At 60.4% G+C, this 14,577-nt stretch carries 14 protein-coding genes; 9 read left to right on the top strand and 5 right to left on the bottom strand.

All coding sequences use genetic code 11. The annotated features are described in order from the left end of the window. The 5 genes from HKK53_RS11665 to HKK53_RS11650 all read left to right on the top strand — a co-directional run bounded on the left by HKK53_RS11665 (nt 1) and on the right by HKK53_RS11650 (nt 3,269). Complete coding sequence (locus HKK53_RS11665; protein WP_169370944.1) at nt 1-738, top strand: adenosylcobinamide-GDP ribazoletransferase; 738 nt, start codon at nt 1-3, stop codon at nt 736-738. A 138-nt stretch (nt 739-876) separates the two neighbouring features. After that, a complete protein-coding gene (locus HKK53_RS11660; protein WP_169370943.1) occupies nt 877-1,281 on the top strand; it encodes a MarR family winged helix-turn-helix transcriptional regulator in 405 nt (134 codons plus the stop codon). A gap of 52 nt (nt 1,282-1,333) precedes the next feature. Next, a complete protein-coding gene (locus HKK53_RS11655; RefSeq protein ID WP_169370942.1) occupies nt 1,334-2,542 on the top strand; it encodes an MFS transporter in 1,209 nt (402 codons plus the stop codon). Continuing rightward, the gene (locus HKK53_RS32785; RefSeq protein WP_272900299.1) at nt 2,539-2,661 is read left to right on the top strand and encodes a hypothetical protein; all 123 of its coding nucleotides are present in this window, start codon (nt 2,539-2,541) and stop codon (nt 2,659-2,661) included. The genes HKK53_RS11655 and HKK53_RS32785 overlap by 4 nt, the downstream gene beginning before the upstream one ends. A gap of 56 nt (nt 2,662-2,717) precedes the next feature. Beyond that, nucleotides 2,718-3,269: a glutathione peroxidase gene (locus HKK53_RS11650; RefSeq protein WP_169370941.1), complete on the top strand. Its 552-nt coding sequence runs from the start codon at nt 2,718-2,720 to the stop codon at nt 3,267-3,269. 89 nt (nt 3,270-3,358) lie between these two features. On the opposite strand, the gene HKK53_RS11645 is transcribed toward HKK53_RS11650, so the two are convergent. The 3 genes from HKK53_RS11645 to HKK53_RS11635 all read right to left on the bottom strand — a co-directional run bounded on the left by HKK53_RS11645 (nt 3,359) and on the right by HKK53_RS11635 (nt 5,760). Then, nucleotides 3,359-4,630, bottom strand: coding sequence for an OmpP1/FadL family transporter (locus HKK53_RS11645; protein ID WP_169370940.1), 1,272 nt, complete (start codon nt 4,628-4,630; stop codon nt 3,359-3,361). Nucleotides 4,631-4,776: 146 nt separating this feature from the next. Next, entirely contained in the window at nt 4,777-5,259 is a 483-nt protein-coding gene (locus HKK53_RS11640) for a hypothetical protein (protein WP_169370939.1), read from the bottom strand. Nucleotides 5,260-5,535: 276 nt separating this feature from the next. After that, nucleotides 5,536-5,760 (bottom strand): hypothetical protein, encoded by a 225-nt coding sequence (locus tag HKK53_RS11635; protein ID WP_003214941.1) that lies wholly within the window; start codon nt 5,758-5,760, stop codon nt 5,536-5,538. A 982-nt stretch (nt 5,761-6,742) separates the two neighbouring features. Here HKK53_RS11635 and HKK53_RS11630 point away from each other — a divergent pair. Beyond that, nucleotides 6,743-7,066 carry a sel1 repeat family protein gene (locus HKK53_RS11630; protein WP_169370938.1) on the top strand — a complete coding sequence of 108 codons (324 nt, stop codon included), beginning with the start codon at nt 6,743-6,745 and terminating at the stop codon, nt 7,064-7,066. 175 nt (nt 7,067-7,241) lie between these two features. Beyond that, on the top strand, nt 7,242-8,606 hold the full coding sequence (rmuC, locus tag HKK53_RS11625) for a DNA recombination protein RmuC (protein ID WP_169374230.1): 1,365 nt from the start codon (nt 7,242-7,244) through the stop codon (nt 8,604-8,606). Nucleotides 8,607-8,725: 119 nt separating this feature from the next. On the opposite strand, the gene HKK53_RS11620 is transcribed toward rmuC, so the two are convergent. Together HKK53_RS11620 and HKK53_RS11615 are read right to left on the bottom strand one after the other, a co-directional pair. Next, on the bottom strand, nt 8,726-12,196 hold the full coding sequence (locus HKK53_RS11620) for a hybrid sensor histidine kinase/response regulator (protein WP_169370937.1): 3,471 nt from the start codon (nt 12,194-12,196) through the stop codon (nt 8,726-8,728). A 183-nt stretch (nt 12,197-12,379) separates the two neighbouring features. After that, nucleotides 12,380-12,919, bottom strand: coding sequence for a TetR/AcrR family transcriptional regulator (locus HKK53_RS11615; protein ID WP_169370936.1), 540 nt, complete (start codon nt 12,917-12,919; stop codon nt 12,380-12,382). A gap of 91 nt (nt 12,920-13,010) precedes the next feature. Here HKK53_RS11615 and HKK53_RS11610 point away from each other — a divergent pair, with 91 nt between their 5' ends. After that, nucleotides 13,011-14,204 carry an MFS transporter gene (locus HKK53_RS11610; RefSeq protein WP_169370935.1) on the top strand — a complete coding sequence of 398 codons (1,194 nt, stop codon included), beginning with the start codon at nt 13,011-13,013 and terminating at the stop codon, nt 14,202-14,204. A 41-nt stretch (nt 14,205-14,245) separates the two neighbouring features. Beyond that, nucleotides 14,246-14,557 carry a cupin gene (locus HKK53_RS11605; protein ID WP_169370934.1) on the top strand — a complete coding sequence of 104 codons (312 nt, stop codon included), beginning with the start codon at nt 14,246-14,248 and terminating at the stop codon, nt 14,555-14,557. The last annotated feature ends 20 nt before the right edge of the window (nt 14,558-14,577 follow it).

Genomic DNA, 14,577 nt, shown 5'->3' with positions numbered 1-14,577 from the left:
ATGTTGCCGTTCTGGATCGCCCTGCAATTCTTGAGCAGCCTGCCGATTCGCCTGCCGGGGATGCCGGCGCCTCAGGAATTGGGGCGTTCGCTGCTGTTTTATCCGCTGGTGGGGCTGCTGTTCGGCGGTCTGTTGTGGGCGCTGAACGGACTGTTATCAGGCGCGCCATTATTGCTTCACGCGGCATTGCTGCTGACCCTTTGGGTCGTGCTCAGCGGTGGGTTGCACCTGGACGGCCTGGCCGACAGCGCCGATGCGTGGCTTGGTGGGTTCGGCGACCGGGAGCGCACCCTGACCATCATGAAAGACCCGCGCAGCGGGCCGATCGCGGTGGTGACCCTGGTGTTAGTGTTGCTGCTGAAATTCGCCGCGTTGCTGGCGTTGATCGAGCAGGGGCAGGGCGTTGTCTTGATCATCGTTCCGTTGATCGGGCGTGCGGCGTTGTTGGGGTTGTTCCTGACTACGCCTTATGTGCGGGCTGGCGGATTGGGGCAGGCACTGGCTGATCATTTGCCTCACAAGGCGGGTTGGCAGGTGTTGGCAGTCAGTGCGCTGGGTTGTGTGGTGATCGCGGGGCTTTTCAAAGGCCTGGTTGCGCTCGTGCTCGCGGCGGCGGTGTTTGTCTGGTTGCGCCAGGTGATGATGCGGCGATTGGGTGGCACGACTGGCGATACGGCGGGGGCGTTGCTGGAATTGCTGGAGATGGCTGCACTCGCAGGACTTGCGCTAATCCCGTAGGAGCGAGGCTTGCCCGCGAAGAACTCACCGCGGCATCTCAGATAGACCGCGTTATCGTTCTTCGCGGGCAAGCCTCGCTCCTACAGGGTTATGTATCAAAAATTTGCTTTCATTTAACCGCGGGTATATACACGCACCATGCTCGACTCTCAATGTTTATGTACCAACCTGCGTCGCGCCGCCCGTGGCGTCAGCAGGCATTACGACGGCGCTCTCGACGGCTTCGGGATCAACGTTGCCCAGTATTCTTTACTGTGCAACCTGCAGCGCCTGGATCAACCGAGTATTTCCACCCTGGCCGAGGCCATGGGGCTGGACCGCAGCACCCTCGGGCGCAATCTGCGCGTGCTGGAGGGCGAAGGGCTGGTGACGCTGGTCGAGGGCGCGGACATGCGCAATCGCATCGTGATGCTCACCGAGGCTGGCGCTGAACGCCTGGCAGCCGCCTTGCCGGCTTGGGAAGCGGCGCAGCAGCGGTTGATCGATCGCTTGGGCGCCGAAAAACGTGAAACCTTGATCAGATTGCTGGACGAACTGGCTTGATGCCGGTTTGTTCGATCTTAAGCGGGTATATACCCGCTACCGGAGAATAAGAATGACATCGATGTGGCGTACTTGCGGTTGGGTGTTGGTGGGGAGTGCGCTGATTCTTGCATTGTCCTTGGGTGTACGGCACGGCTTCGGCTTGTTCCTGGCGCCCATGAGCGCCGAGTTCGGCTGGGGCCGCGAGACATTTGCCTTTGCCATTGCCTTGCAGAACCTGATCTGGGGCCTGGCGCAGCCGTTTACCGGTGCTTTGGCGGATCGCTTCGGTGCGGCGAAAGTGGTGCTGGTCGGTGGTGTGTTGTACGCCGCGGGCCTGATCTTGATGGGCATGTCCGACTCGGCGGTGACCTTGTCCCTGAGCGCCGGCCTGTTGATCGGTATCGGCCTGTCGGGCACTTCGTTCTCGGTGATCCTCGGCGTGGTCGGTCGCGCAGTGCCGCCGGAGAAACGCAGCATGGGCATGGGCATCGCCAGCGCCGCCGGTTCCTTCGGCCAGTTCGCCATGTTGCCCGGCACGCTGGGGTTGATCGGCTGGCTCGGCTGGTCCGCTGCGTTGCTGGTGCTGGGCCTGTTGGTGGCGCTGATTGTGCCGCTGGTGAGCATGCTCAAGGACAAACCGCTGCCGACCCTCGGCCACGAACAAACCCTGCCCGAAGCCTTGCGTGAAGCCTGTTCCCATTCCGGGTTCTGGCTGCTGGCGTTCGGCTTTTTTGTCTGCGGTTTTCAGGTGGTGTTCATCGGTGTGCACCTGCCGGCTTATCTAGTGGATCAGCACCTGCCGGCCACGGTCGGGACCACGGTGCTGGCGTTGATCGGGCTGTTCAATATCTTCGGGACGTATACGGCAGGCTGGCTCGGCGGGCGGATGTCCAAGCCGCGCTTGCTCACCGGTTTGTATCTGTTGCGCGCGGTGGTGATCGGGTTGTTCCTGTGGGCGCCGGTGACCACGACCACAGCCTATCTGTTCGGCATGGCCATGGGCTTCCTGTGGTTGTCCACGGTGCCATTGACCAACGGCACGGTGGCGACCTTGTTCGGCGTGCGAAACCTGTCCATGCTCGGTGGGATTGTTTTCCTGTTTCACCAGCTCGGCTCGTTCCTCGGCGGCTGGTTGGGCGGGGTGGTGTATGACCGGACCGGGAGCTACGACTTGATCTGGCAGGTAGCAATTCTCTTGAGCTTGTTGGCAGCCGCCCTGAACTGGCCGGTGCGCGAGCAGCCAGTGACGCGATTGCAAACCCAAATGAGTGCGATATGAACAGTCTCTGGCCGCGGATTATTGTCGTGGGTGTCGGCGCCTTGCTGCTGGCCCTGGCCTGGTGGGGCTGGCATCAGGGCGGACTGGCGCTGATGCAGTTGGGCATGGGTGCTTGCTAGGGTGTTGCGAGGGCGAGTAACGTCGCCTTCTGACGATATCTCAAGGATGCACCGACATGCTCAAACGCTGGCTTGCAGTCCCCGCGTTGCTGATGGCGTTCACCGGATTGGCACAAGCGGCCGAGTGTCCGGAGCTGTTGCAGGGCTCGTTGCCCAAGTTGCGCGCCAAGGAATCCATCGATTTGTGCCAGCGTTTTGCCGGCAAGCCGCTGGTGGTGGTCAACACCGCCAGCTTCTGCGGGTTCGCCCCGCAGTTCAAAGGCCTGGAGGCGCTGTATCAGCGTTACAAGGACCAAGGGCTGGAGGTGGTCGGCGTTCCGTCCAATGACTTCAAGCAGGAGTCCAAGGATGGCGCTGAGACCGCCAAGGTCTGCTACGTCAACTACGGCGTGACCTTCACCATGACCGAGCCGCAGAAAGTTCGCGGTGACGACGCCACTCACTTGTTCAAGATCCTCGCCGAGCAAAGCAGTGCGCCGAAGTGGAATTTCTACAAGTACGTGGTCGATCGCCAAGGCAAGGTGATCGCCAATTTCTCCAGCCTGACCAAGCCCGATAACCCTGAATTCATCGAAGCCGTCGAGAAAGCCCTGGCCTCGAAACCCTGATCGCCGCCCATTAAAAAGCCCCGCCTCTGGACAAGAGTGCGGGGCTTTTTCGATTCAGGTGGCGAGCGGTTCAGGCTCGCCTTGAATCATCAGAAGCGGTAGGTCGCGCCAACACCAAAACCGTTCGCATAGTTTTGGTATTTAGCATCGTAGCTCTGGCCGCGGTCGTTGCTGTTGGCGACCTTGACCGACTCTTCACGCAGGTACGAGTACGCCACGTCGATGGTCAGGTCGTCGGTCGGGCTCCAGCCGGCGCCCAGGCTGAAAATCTTGCGATCGCCAGTCGGGATGCGTGGGGAACGGTCGACGTTGTTGGTCGGTGCCTGGTCAAAGGACAGGCCGGTGCGCAGGACCCATTCCTTGTTCAACTGGTAGGACGCGCCGATGGCGTGGGCCCAGGTGTCGTGCCAGTTCTGTTCTTCGGTAATCGAACCGAACTGACCGTTGAGGATGGCCGGAACACCTTTGTTTTCAACGGTGATTTCTTTCAGGCGGCTCCAGCGAGTCCAGGTGCTGCCTGCGTACAGGGTCCACTTGTCGTCGAGCTGATGAGTCACCGAGAAGTCCACCGATTCAGGGGTGGTCAGGTCCAGCGAGGCGTCGTACTTCTGGCTTGGGTTTTGACCCACTGCACCGAGGACACCGTAGTTGACCTTAGTATTACCCTCGAGCTTGTACTTCACTTTCGAGTGGTAGGTCAGGCCGACACGGGTGCTGTCAGTGGCTTGAACCAGCAAGCCGATGTTGTAGCCCAGTGCAGTGTCGTCGCCTTTGATCTTGACCTGGCCATCGGGCGCTGCCTGGGTAATCGACAGGTTCGATTCCAGCTTGCCGTCGATACGGTTGATGGTCGGGCCGAAACCGATCGACACCTTGTCGTTGAAGGCGTAGCTCACGGTCGGTTGCAGGGTGACGACTTTTACGTCGCTGGTGCTACCGAAGTAGCGGCCGGCAAAACCGTGCTCGTAGTCGGTCACCAGGCCGAACGGTGCGTAAACACCAACACCGACTGCCCATTTGTCATCGATAGGCTTGACGTAGTAGCCCATCGGCACGGCGATGAACGGCACCATGTCGCCGTCGTTGCTACCGCTGTTGGGGCTGGAGCTGGCTTTGCTGATGTTGGTATGTGCGTCGAGCATTGCAGCACCGCCGGTGACCTGTTCGCGCTTGATGCGGGACATGCCGGCAGGGTTGCCAAAAATTGTGCTTGCGTCATCGGCAGATGAAGATCGCCCAGCAAAACCTGTACCCATCCCGCTAATGCTTTGTTCGTTGATGGCGAAGCCACTTGCGAAAAGCTGGGTGGATGCCAAGGTAACGGCGAGGCTAAGGGTGGTTTTGAGCATTACTTTTTTCATTATTAGAACTCCTGGTGATCACCGGGGCGAAAATTACCAACATTTTCGTCCCAGCGCTATAGCCTGTATGCGTTGAGTTAGAGCGGTTTTGTAGGACAATCCGACCAGAATCGCGACCGGTTATGGGATCTTGTGAAACCGGGTGGTCAGCAAGCGACCTGATTCAGCGATGAAACACAGGTCTGCCAGGCGCAGGTAAAGTCACGCAGGCGTCCTTGAGGCTGGAAGGTCTGGCGCCAGATTCGGGCCATGCCCATCACATCATCGGGATCGGGGAGGGGAGTGTTTTGTTCTTCTACCAGCAGCCAGGCGATGGCGGTGGCGTAACGCAGGTTGACGGTTAATTCCAGGTGCGGGCTGCTTAAAAAGGCGTGTTGGCTGGCCAGGCCTCGGACCAGGCTCGCTCGTTCAGGATCAAGCGCCAGGTAGTGATCCCAGAGGGCCCGGTGGCGGGGTTCGGCGATTCGGTACAAGCCGTGCCCACGGCGGTCATGGAGGGCGGAGCCAAGGGCGGACTGGCTGGCGGCGATGCCCAGCAGCAGGGATTCGGCAGTTGCGCTATGGCGCCCGAGGTAAATCAAGGTCGGGCGGATCACATAACGGCACAGTTCGCTGGCAGCGATACCCATAAAGCCCTCGAAACATGAAATGGGCGGCGATACCTGAAGGGGGGCTTGGCAGCAATGAATCGACTCAGGCTCGCCGGAAGCGGATCAAGCCGCTTGAGTTGAAGTGTAGTGTCATATTCGCGACGTAAAGGCCTGTTTTTAAAATATTTCCGGCTGCCAGTTATAACCGTTATATCGGTTAGTACTTAGGCCGTGGGTGGGGAAAGAGAAATATCAGGCAATAAAAAGCCCCGCTTTTTGAGCAGGGCTTTTGAGGTTTTCAGTCTTTCTGGCGTCTCAGGCAACCAGTGCCTGGCGAGTACGATCGATCACGGCCTGCAGCGGTTCAGCGCTGGAGTATTGATCGGGGTACAGGCGTTCGCTGTGACGGGCGATGCCGTGTTCGTTGACCAGAGTGAAGCTGAAGCAGCCTTTGCGAGCGGCCATGATCAGGCAGTTCATTGGTGCAAAAGCGTTGGTTAGGGTGCGAATGGCATCCTGAGTATGGATTTGAGTAGACATTATTAGGTGTTCCTACAAGCGACACGGATAAGAACCGTGCAAAATTAATACGTTCCAGTGACGACGACCACCATTGGTCGAACGAAGAACCCGACTGGAACAAAGCAGCCAGTTTGAAGCGCTGATAATTGGCGCGCTTGGGCTGGCAGGTAGGTACTTAGGAGGGCAGGCAACACATCAAGGGCAAAGGTTCTGGGCCCGGGGTGAAGATCCTGATCAATTTGCAGGCTGGTTCGGTCAGAGTAAGTGAGCTTCGCAACACCCTTTGCATTCATTTCAAAGGCAGTGTTGACGCAAGGTTTACCTGGAAACCATCGAGGTGGTCGATCCCGCTTTGTCGGTGGAGGCTTCTCAAGGGAAGGCTGACCGGGGGGATTTGTTCGACCAGAATTGACTTTCAGCTTGGTACTAACGCCGCGGATACTAACGGATTGAATTGGAGAAAGGAAGTGTGTTAGCCAAAAAGATTGTTGGCAGTGCCATTCAACCGCTTCGAGGGGCGTGATTATAGGCTGTAAACACTAGGCTTGCCCTGTAATGGCACAGGATTTAACCGTTGGTCGTCGAGCCTCAATGAGCGTGAATCAAGGTTTTGCCCAGGCTTATCCCCAGGCTTGGCAGCAAAACGCGCCGAAAAAGCGCATCGATATAACCGCCGTGAAGGTACTTGTGCACATAAGTTGCGCAGGCTGTCACGCCACTGTCACCTTGGCATCAAACGCAGTGGGTGCCTGTAATGAAAATTTAAGTCAATGAAAAACATCGCTTTTTTTTACTGGTGAAAAAATCGTCAGTTTGACTGCGAGCCCCATTCCACAGGGCTTTGCGAGAGTTCAAGGTGGGTTGTCCACTGAGTTATCCACAGCTTCTGTGGATTGTCCCAAGCGCTTGCTCTAGGACGGGCGTGCCGGGTTTTTTCGACTTTACCTGTACGAAAAAAAGAGTAGAGTGGCGCGCCTTCCGATCTGCCCCACAGTGCTTTATGAAGTTTCGCTCAGTATCAACCGCTGTTACCGCAACCCCCCCTGTTGTTACCCCGACCAAGCGCTTTTCCCTGCGTGTGGCCGAGTGGCTTCTGGATAGCCCGCGCCTGGGCGACAACCCCAACGTCAAACACTTCGCCGGACGTTTGCTCAAGCAACCCGCTCGTGAAGGTGTGGTCGCGGCGCAAAGCCGCCTGGGCCAGTTGATGTGCCGCGAGTGCGGCAACGCCCGGGATCGGCGCATCGGTCACGACATGCTGCGCCAGGCCGCCCGCGCCGGTGACCGCCGCGCCCAGCAGGAATTGGGGCTGACCGAAGACTGAGCTGTCCAAGACCTGACGCCTTGGTTAACCTTCAAGCTTTATCTCATCGGCAGGAGTGGCTATGGCTATCGACTTGACCAGCATATTGCTCGGTCTGGCAGGCGCGGCATTGCCATTGCTGGCACTGGCCTGGCAAATCCAGCGCCGGGCGAGCGCCGGACAGGCCGACGTGGCGTTGCTGGAAGAACGGCTGGCCATGGCCCAATTGGCCCAGGACGGCTTGAATGCCCAACTCGATGCGTGCCGCGACGAAATCGGCGACCTGAGCCAGGCCAACTCCACCAAACAAGCTGATCTTGCCGCGCTACGCCGTGAAGTCGAACTGCTGCAGATCGAGCGCGACGATGCCCGCGACGCGGCCCACGCCTGGAATATCGAGCGTGCTGGCAAAGAGGCTGAGTTGCGTCGCCTCGACGCGCAAGCCGCCTCCCTCAACGCCGAGCTGCGCGAACAACAGGAAAGCCATCAGCAACGCCTCAACGACCTCCAGGGCTCGCGCGATGAATTGCGGGCGCAGTTCGCCGAACTGGCGGGCAAGATCTTCGACGAGCGCGAGCAGCGTTTCGCCGAAACCAGTCAGCAGCGCCTGGGGCAGTTGCTCGATCCGTTGAAGGAGCGCATCCAGTCTTTCGAGAAACGCGTCGAAGAAAGCTATCAAGCCGAGGCCCGGGAACGCTTTTCCCTGGCCAAGGAGCTGGAGCGCCTGCAACAGCTGAACCTGCGCCTGAGTGACGAAGCCACCAACCTCACCCGAGCCTTGAAAGGGCAGAAGACCCAGGGCAACTGGGGCGAGTTGATTCTCGAGCGCGTGCTTGAGCACGCCGGCCTGGAGAAGGGCCGTGAGTACCAGACCCAGGTCACCCTCAAAGGCCCGGACGGTGAACGCTTCCAGCCGGACGTGATCATTTACCTGCCCGGCGACAAGCAGGTAGTGGTCGACTCCAAGGTCAGCCTCACGGCGTACCAACAATACGTCGCGGCCGAAGACGATGCCATCGGCCAGATCGCGATCAAGCAACACGTGTTGTCCCTGCGCAATCACGTCAAAGGCTTGTCCGGCAAGGATTACAAGCGACTCGATGGCTTACACAGCCTCGATTTCGTTCTGCTTTTTGTTCCGATCGAAGCGGCATTTTCCGCGGCCTTGCAGGCTGAGCCGACGCTGTTTCAGGAAGCCTTCGACCGCAACATCGTGATCGTCAGCCCGACCACATTGCTCGCCACGTTGCGGGTGATTGACAGCCTGTGGAAGCAGGAACGCCAGACCCAGAACGCCCGGGAAATCGCCGAGCGGGCAGGGTGGCTGTACGACAAGTTCGTGTTGTTCATCCAGGACCTGGACGAAGTCGGCAATCGCTTGCAGCAATTGGATAAAGCCTACAGCTCGGCGCGCAACAAGCTGACGGAAGGGCGCGGCAATCTGGTCAGCCGCAGCGAACAACTGAAGTTGCTGGGCGCGCGGGCGAGCAAGAGCTTGCCGGCGGATTTGCTCGAGCGGGCGATGACCGATGTGGATGGGTTGGCTGAGTTGCCCGAATAGCTGATCGTTCCCACGCTCCACGTGGGAATGCATCCCGTGACGCTCTGCGTCACAGCAGCAGAAGCGGACGCGGAGCGTCCATGGCGGCGTTCCCACGCAGAGCGTGGGAACGATCTGGGTTACAACGGCAAATGCCGACTCAACAACGCCCGTAACGCCGCCGGCTTCACCGGTTTGGCCAGATAATCCAACCCCGCCGCATGCACCTGCGCCACCGTCTCCGGCCGCCCATCGGCACTGATCACCACCCCCGGTACCGGCTCACCCAATCGCGTGCGCAGCCACGCCATCAACTCAGTCCCGGTTTCGCCATCGTCCAGGTGGTAATCCACCAACGCCAACTGCGGACGCATCCCGTCGCCGAGCAACGCCGCACACTCCTCGCGATTACGCGCGGTCCAGACCTGGCAGCCCCAGCGGGTCAACAGACTGTTCATGCCAATCAAAATGCTGTCTTCATTGTCGATGCACAGCACCTGCGCACCCGTCGGCAATTTACCGTTGAGTTCGACCACGGTGTTCGGCACCACCGTCTGCGCCCGGGCCAGCGGCACCGTGACGCTGAATACGCTGCCGTGCCCCGGCCAGGAGCGCACCTGCAAGGTATGGCCGAGCACCCGGCACAAGCCGTCGGCGATCGCCAGGCCCAGGCCCAGGCCTTTCTCGGCGCGGGTCTGGTGGCTGTCGAGGCGTTTGAATTCTTCGAAAATCACTTGCCGTTTATCTTCAGGAATCCCGGGGCCACGGTCCCAGACTTCCAGGCACAGTTCACCGTTGCGCCGCCGAACCCCCAGCAGCACCGGGCCCTTGGCATAACGGAAGGCATTGGTCAGGAAGTTTTGCAGGATTCGCCGCAACAACTTGATGTCGCTATTGACCCGCAAGGTGCTGCCGCGCAGGCGGAACTTCAGGCCTTGTTCCTGCGCCTGTGCCTTGAATTCAGCGCCGAGGATATCGAACAGTTCATTGAGCACGAACGGCTTGGGATCGGGGTTGATCTTGCCGTTTTCCAGGCGGGAAATATCCAGCAAGTCGCTGATCAAGTCCTCGGCCGAACGCAACGAACTGTCCAGGTGATGAATCAGTTTCTGCGCCTCGCCGGACAAGCCGTCGTCCTGATGGGTCAGGGCGGCGGAGAACAGTCGCGCGGCGTTCAGCGGCTGCATCAGGTCATGGCTGACCGCCGCCAGAAAACGGGTTTTCGACTGGTTGGCCGATTCGGCGGTGCCCTTGGCTTCGGTCAGGGCGACGTTGAGTTGCGAGAGTTCGTGGGTGCGCGCGGTCACCCGTTGCTCCAGGCCTTCGTTGGCCTCGGTCAGCGCCTGCTCGGCTTCGCGGAACGCAGTGATGTCGGTGAAACTCATGACGAAACCACCGCCGGGCATCGGGTTGCCAATCAGCTCGATCACCCGCCCATTGGGGAACAATCGCTCAGAGGTGTGGGCACGGCCCTGACGCATCCAGTGCAGACGGCGGGCGACGTGCACTTCGGCTTCGCCAGGGCCACACAACCCGCGCTCGGCGTTGTAGCGAATGATGTCGGCAATCGGCCGGCCGACGCTGATCAAGCCGTCCGGGTAATTGAACAGCTCCAGATAACGCCGGTTCCACGCCACCAGTTTGAGCGACTGGTCGACCACGCTGATGCCCTGGGTGATGTTTTCGATCGCCCCTTGCAGCAGCGCGCGGTTGAACTGCAACACTTCCGATGCTTCGTCGGCGATGCGGACCACGTCCTCAAGCTGCATTTCCCGGCCTTCAATGGCAGCTTTTACGACAGCGCGCGTCGAAGAAGCGCCGAGCACACCGGCCAGCAAACGTTCGGTATGCGCGATCCATTCACCGTCGGCGTTCTGGTTCGGGTTAAAGCCTTTGCCCTGGCGATAGGCGAAGCGGATAAAGCTTTGGCGGGCGCGTTCTTCACCGACAAAACGCGCGGCCAGTTGCAACAAATCATCGATTTGCACCGACAGCATCGAGCGCGCGCTGGGCCGGGCGCTGATTTCCTGGCCAATGAAGCGACCGGCCTGCCAGTGCTCGGAAACCCGCGTGCGCGACAGCACCGAGACCCAGGCGAACAACGTGAAGTTGGCGGCCAGCGACAACACCACGCCTTGGGTCAGCGGGGTCAGCGGCAATTTAAGCGGGTTGCTGTGCAACCAGGCCAGCCCCGGGAACGTGCTCAGGGACAGGCCGAGGCTGTGGGCGGCAATCGGCAGAATCAAGGTGTAGAACCAGAGGAACGTCCCGGCCGCGAGGCCGGCAAAAACGCCGCGACGGTTCGCCTGTTTCCAGTACAGCGCGCCGAGCATCGCCGGGGCCAGTTGGGTCACGGCGGCGAAGGCGATCTGGCCGATGGTCGCCAGGCTGGCAGTCGAGCCGAGCAGGCGATAACTGACGTAGGCCAGCAGCAAAATCACCACGATGGTGACTCGACGCACCGACAGCATCCACTGGCGGAACACTTCGAACGGACGCTCGGCATTGTTACGGCGCAGCAACCACGGCAACAGCATGTCGTTGGAAACCATGGTCGACAGCGCCACGCTGGCCACGATCACCATGCCGGTGGCCGCTGAAGCGCCGCCGATAAACGCCAACATCGCCAGCGCCGGGTGCGATTGGGCCAGCGGCAGGCTGATGACGAAGGAATCCGGGAGTACCGAACTCGGTAGCAACATCTGACCGGCCAGGGCGATCGGGACTACAAACAGTGCGGCCAACGCGAGGTAGGCCGGGAACACCCACTTGGCCAGGCGCAGGTCCTGGGGCTCGATGTTCTCCACCACCGTGACGTGGAACTGCCGGGGCAGGCAGATGATCGCCATCATCGCGACGCCGGTCTGCACCACCATCGACGGCCAGTTGATGGTTTCCTTCCAATACTCTTCCAGGCGCGGGGCAAGCATCGCTTGGTCGAACAAGTCATCGAAACCGTCGTACAAACCGTAGGTCACGAACGCACCGACCGCGAGAAACGCGAACAGCTTGACCAGCGATTCGAACGCAATCGCCAGCACCATGCCGCGGTGGTGTTCGGTGGCGTCGAGGTTGCGCGTACCGAAGACAATGGTGAACAGCGCCAGCACCAGCGACACGATCAGCGCCGTATCCTGGGCGCGCGTGCCCATGGCGTCGGCTCCGGCGCCGATCAGCAGGTTCACCCCGAGCACGATGCCCTTGAGTTGCAGCGCGATGTAGGGCAACACGCCGACCAGGCAGATCAGCGCCACCACCACCGCCAGTGACTGCGACTTGCCATAGCGCGCGGCGATAAAGTCGGCGATGGAGGTGATGTTCTCCTGTTTGCTGATCATCACCATTTTTTGCAGGACCCACGGCGCACACACTAGCAGCAGGATCGGCCCGAGGTAGATCGGCAGGAATGACCAGAGTTGCTCAGCGGCCTGGCCCACGGCACCAAAGAACGTCCAACTGGTGCAATAGACGGCCAGCGACAGGCTGTACACCCACGCGCGCACTCGCGGCGGCAACGGCGTGCTGCGACGGTCGCCGTAGAAGGCGATGGCGAACATGATGGCCATATAGGCCAGGGCAACGGCGGCGATCAGCCCGCTGGACAGCGACATGGAAACTCCCGGCAAAAGACACCCGGGATCCGGCCCGGATAGACAGTCTCGCACGATGGCGGGGGTTCGTCAGTGTCGACCAAGGTCGAGGCGCGGCGGGGTGTCGCAGGGAGTTTGTGTTGGATCGTTTGTGCCTTTGCCGGCCCTTCGCGGGCAAGCCTTGCTCCTACAGAAAAGGCGTCGTCACTGACTCAGCGCAATCTCGATCAACCGATGCAATTCCTCGACCTCCAGCGCCGCCGTCGAGAACAGGATGCGAAACACCGTCGGCGCCGCGATCAGGTTGATCAGCCGATCGACGCTCGGCAGCGGCTGGTCAGGGTAGCGATCCAGAATGGTCTGCAACTGCCCGCCAATAATCGTCGCGCAAAAGCCCGGCGTGATGCTGCATTGCACGTCGCGCAGCATGTTGCGGCCGGGCTCTGAACTCATTTCGTCCAGGTATTGCTCGGCCCAGGCGCGCAGATCGCCGCGCAGGCTGCCGGTGTTGGCCGGCTCGCTCTCCGGGCGCATGCGGGCGAGGGCGACGTCCGCCAGCAACACCGACAGATCGCCCCAGCGCCGATAAATCGTCGACGGCGTCACCCCCGCGCGCGTCGCGATTTGCGGCACGGTCACGCTCGCGCGGTCCTGCTCTTCGAGGAGAGCACGGACTGCCGAGTGAACCGACTCTTGCACCCGGGCACTTCTGCCACCTGGGCGTAAACCTTCTTTAATAGCCATGCGGCGGACCTTAACACAAAGAATTTGCTTTAAGCGCTAGTGAGTAGCACACTCCGCAAAAGCAAAAACTTAGCTTTTGCGGAGGATGCCAATGTCTTACCCAACGTCAAACCGAGTAAGCCTGTGGTTCCTGGCGATCACTTTACTCAGCTTTCTCGCCGCTTCCACGGCGCCGACGCCGTTGTATCACTTGTATCAGGAACAGTTGCAGTTCTCGGCAGCGACCCTGACCCTGATCTTCGGCGTGTACGCCCTGAGCTTGCTCGTAGCGCTGCTGACCGTCGGTTCGCTCTCGGATTTCCTCGGCCGTAAACCGGTGATCTTCACAGCGATCCTGCTGAACATGCTGGCGATGTTGCTGTTTATCAACGCCGACAGCGTCACTTGGCTGATCAGTGCCCGTGTGCTTCAGGGCTTCGCCACCGGAATGGCCACAGCCGTATTAAGTGCCGCGCTGCTGGATACCGATCGTCAGCAAGGGCCGCTGATCAATAGCGTGGCGCCGTTGCTGGGCATGGCCATTGGGGCGATGGGTTGCGGCTTGTTGGCCGAGTTCGCGCCGCTGCCGTTGCAACTGACCTTTTGGGTATTGCTGGCGCTATTCGTGATGCAGGCGCTGTACGTCTGGCGTCTGCCGGAAAGCGTCAGTGTGCAACCGGGCGCCTGGGCCTCGCTGCGCCCGACCCTGCATGTGCCAGTACAGGCGCGGCGCACGTTGTGGTCGGTGCTGCCGATCAACACCGCGGTGTGGGCGCTGGGTGGCTTCTTCGCCTCGTTGGCGCCGTCGCTGGTGCGCACGGCCACCGGCTCGACCTCGAACCTGATCGGCGGCTCGACGGTCGCGGCATTGACGGTGACCGGCGCGCTGATGATCTACACCTTGCGCAATCGCCCGGCGGACAAGGTGCTGCGCCTCGGCGCCGGTTTGCTGCCCGCCGGTATTGTGTTGATTCTGACGGCCGTGCACAGCGCCAGCCTGTCGCTGTTTTTCATCGGCACATTGGTGGCCGGTTGCGGTTTCGGCGCCGGTTTCCTCGGTGCCGTGCGCAGCCTTGTGCCGCTGGCCCTGCCCCATGAACGGGCCGGGTTGATGTCGGCGTTTTATGTGCTGAGCTACTTGGCGTTTTGCTTGCCGTCGTTGCTGGCGGGGAGTCTGACCCGCACCTTCGGGCTGATCGCGACCACCGACGGTTATGGCGCAGTGCTGATTGTCCTGGCTGTGGGTGCGTTGCTGGGATTGATGCGCCAGCGTGCAGTGAAAGGCTGTAGCGCCGATGCCGGATGATCGTTAGCCTTGGCGCAGCCACCCATTCGACGGACCGTCCCATGAAGATCATCCGCAGCAAATCTTTTACCGCCGAACGTGCCTGGGGCGCGCTGGACATCGCCAACATGAACGGCATCACTACCCGTTTGCACTGGACCGATCAGCCGTACAAATGGCACGTCAACGATGGTCAGGAAGTGTTCGTGGTGCTTGATGGGCAGGTGCAGATGCACTACCGCGAAGCAGGCGTCGAACAGCAGACCTTACTGGACGTCGGCGATATTTTTTATGCCTCGGTGGGCACCGAGCATGTGGCGCATCCGCTGGGCGCGGCGCGGATATTGGTGATCGAATCAGAAGGCAGTGTTTGACGTATATCTACAAAACAGAT

Source organism: Pseudomonas sp. ADAK7 (assembly GCF_012935675.1).
In the GTDB taxonomy this organism is placed as follows: Bacteria; Pseudomonadota; Gammaproteobacteria; order Pseudomonadales; family Pseudomonadaceae; genus Aquipseudomonas.
Note: the sequence above shows the minus strand (reverse complement) of the source record. Positions and strands in the feature narration are given on the sequence as shown.

Bases quoted from the DNA above. Each gene is read 5' to 3' on its own strand.
- HKK53_RS11665 (WP_169370944.1), top strand. From the start codon at position 1: ATGTTGCCGTTCTGGATCGCCCTGCAATTCTTGAGCAGCCTGCCGATT.
- HKK53_RS11660 (WP_169370943.1), top strand. From the start codon at position 877: ATGCTCGACTCTCAATGTTTATGTACCAACCTGCGTCGCGCCGCCCGT.
- HKK53_RS11655 (WP_169370942.1), top strand. From the start codon at position 1,334: ATGACATCGATGTGGCGTACTTGCGGTTGGGTGTTGGTGGGGAGTGCG.
- HKK53_RS32785 (WP_272900299.1), top strand. From the start codon at position 2,539: ATGAACAGTCTCTGGCCGCGGATTATTGTCGTGGGTGTCGGCGCCTTG.
- HKK53_RS11650 (WP_169370941.1), top strand. From the start codon at position 2,718: ATGCTCAAACGCTGGCTTGCAGTCCCCGCGTTGCTGATGGCGTTCACC.
- HKK53_RS11645 (WP_169370940.1), bottom strand. From the start codon at position 4,630: ATGAAAAAAGTAATGCTCAAAACCACCCTTAGCCTCGCCGTTACCTTG.
- HKK53_RS11640 (WP_169370939.1), bottom strand. From the start codon at position 5,259: ATGGGTATCGCTGCCAGCGAACTGTGCCGTTATGTGATCCGCCCGACC.
- HKK53_RS11635 (WP_003214941.1), bottom strand. From the start codon at position 5,760: ATGTCTACTCAAATCCATACTCAGGATGCCATTCGCACCCTAACCAAC.
- HKK53_RS11630 (WP_169370938.1), top strand. From the start codon at position 6,743: ATGAAGTTTCGCTCAGTATCAACCGCTGTTACCGCAACCCCCCCTGTT.
- HKK53_RS11620 (WP_169370937.1), bottom strand. From the start codon at position 12,196: ATGTCGCTGTCCAGCGGGCTGATCGCCGCCGTTGCCCTGGCCTATATG.
- HKK53_RS11615 (WP_169370936.1), bottom strand. From the start codon at position 12,919: ATGGCTATTAAAGAAGGTTTACGCCCAGGTGGCAGAAGTGCCCGGGTG.
- HKK53_RS11610 (WP_169370935.1), top strand. From the start codon at position 13,011: ATGTCTTACCCAACGTCAAACCGAGTAAGCCTGTGGTTCCTGGCGATC.
- HKK53_RS11605 (WP_169370934.1), top strand. From the start codon at position 14,246: ATGAAGATCATCCGCAGCAAATCTTTTACCGCCGAACGTGCCTGGGGC.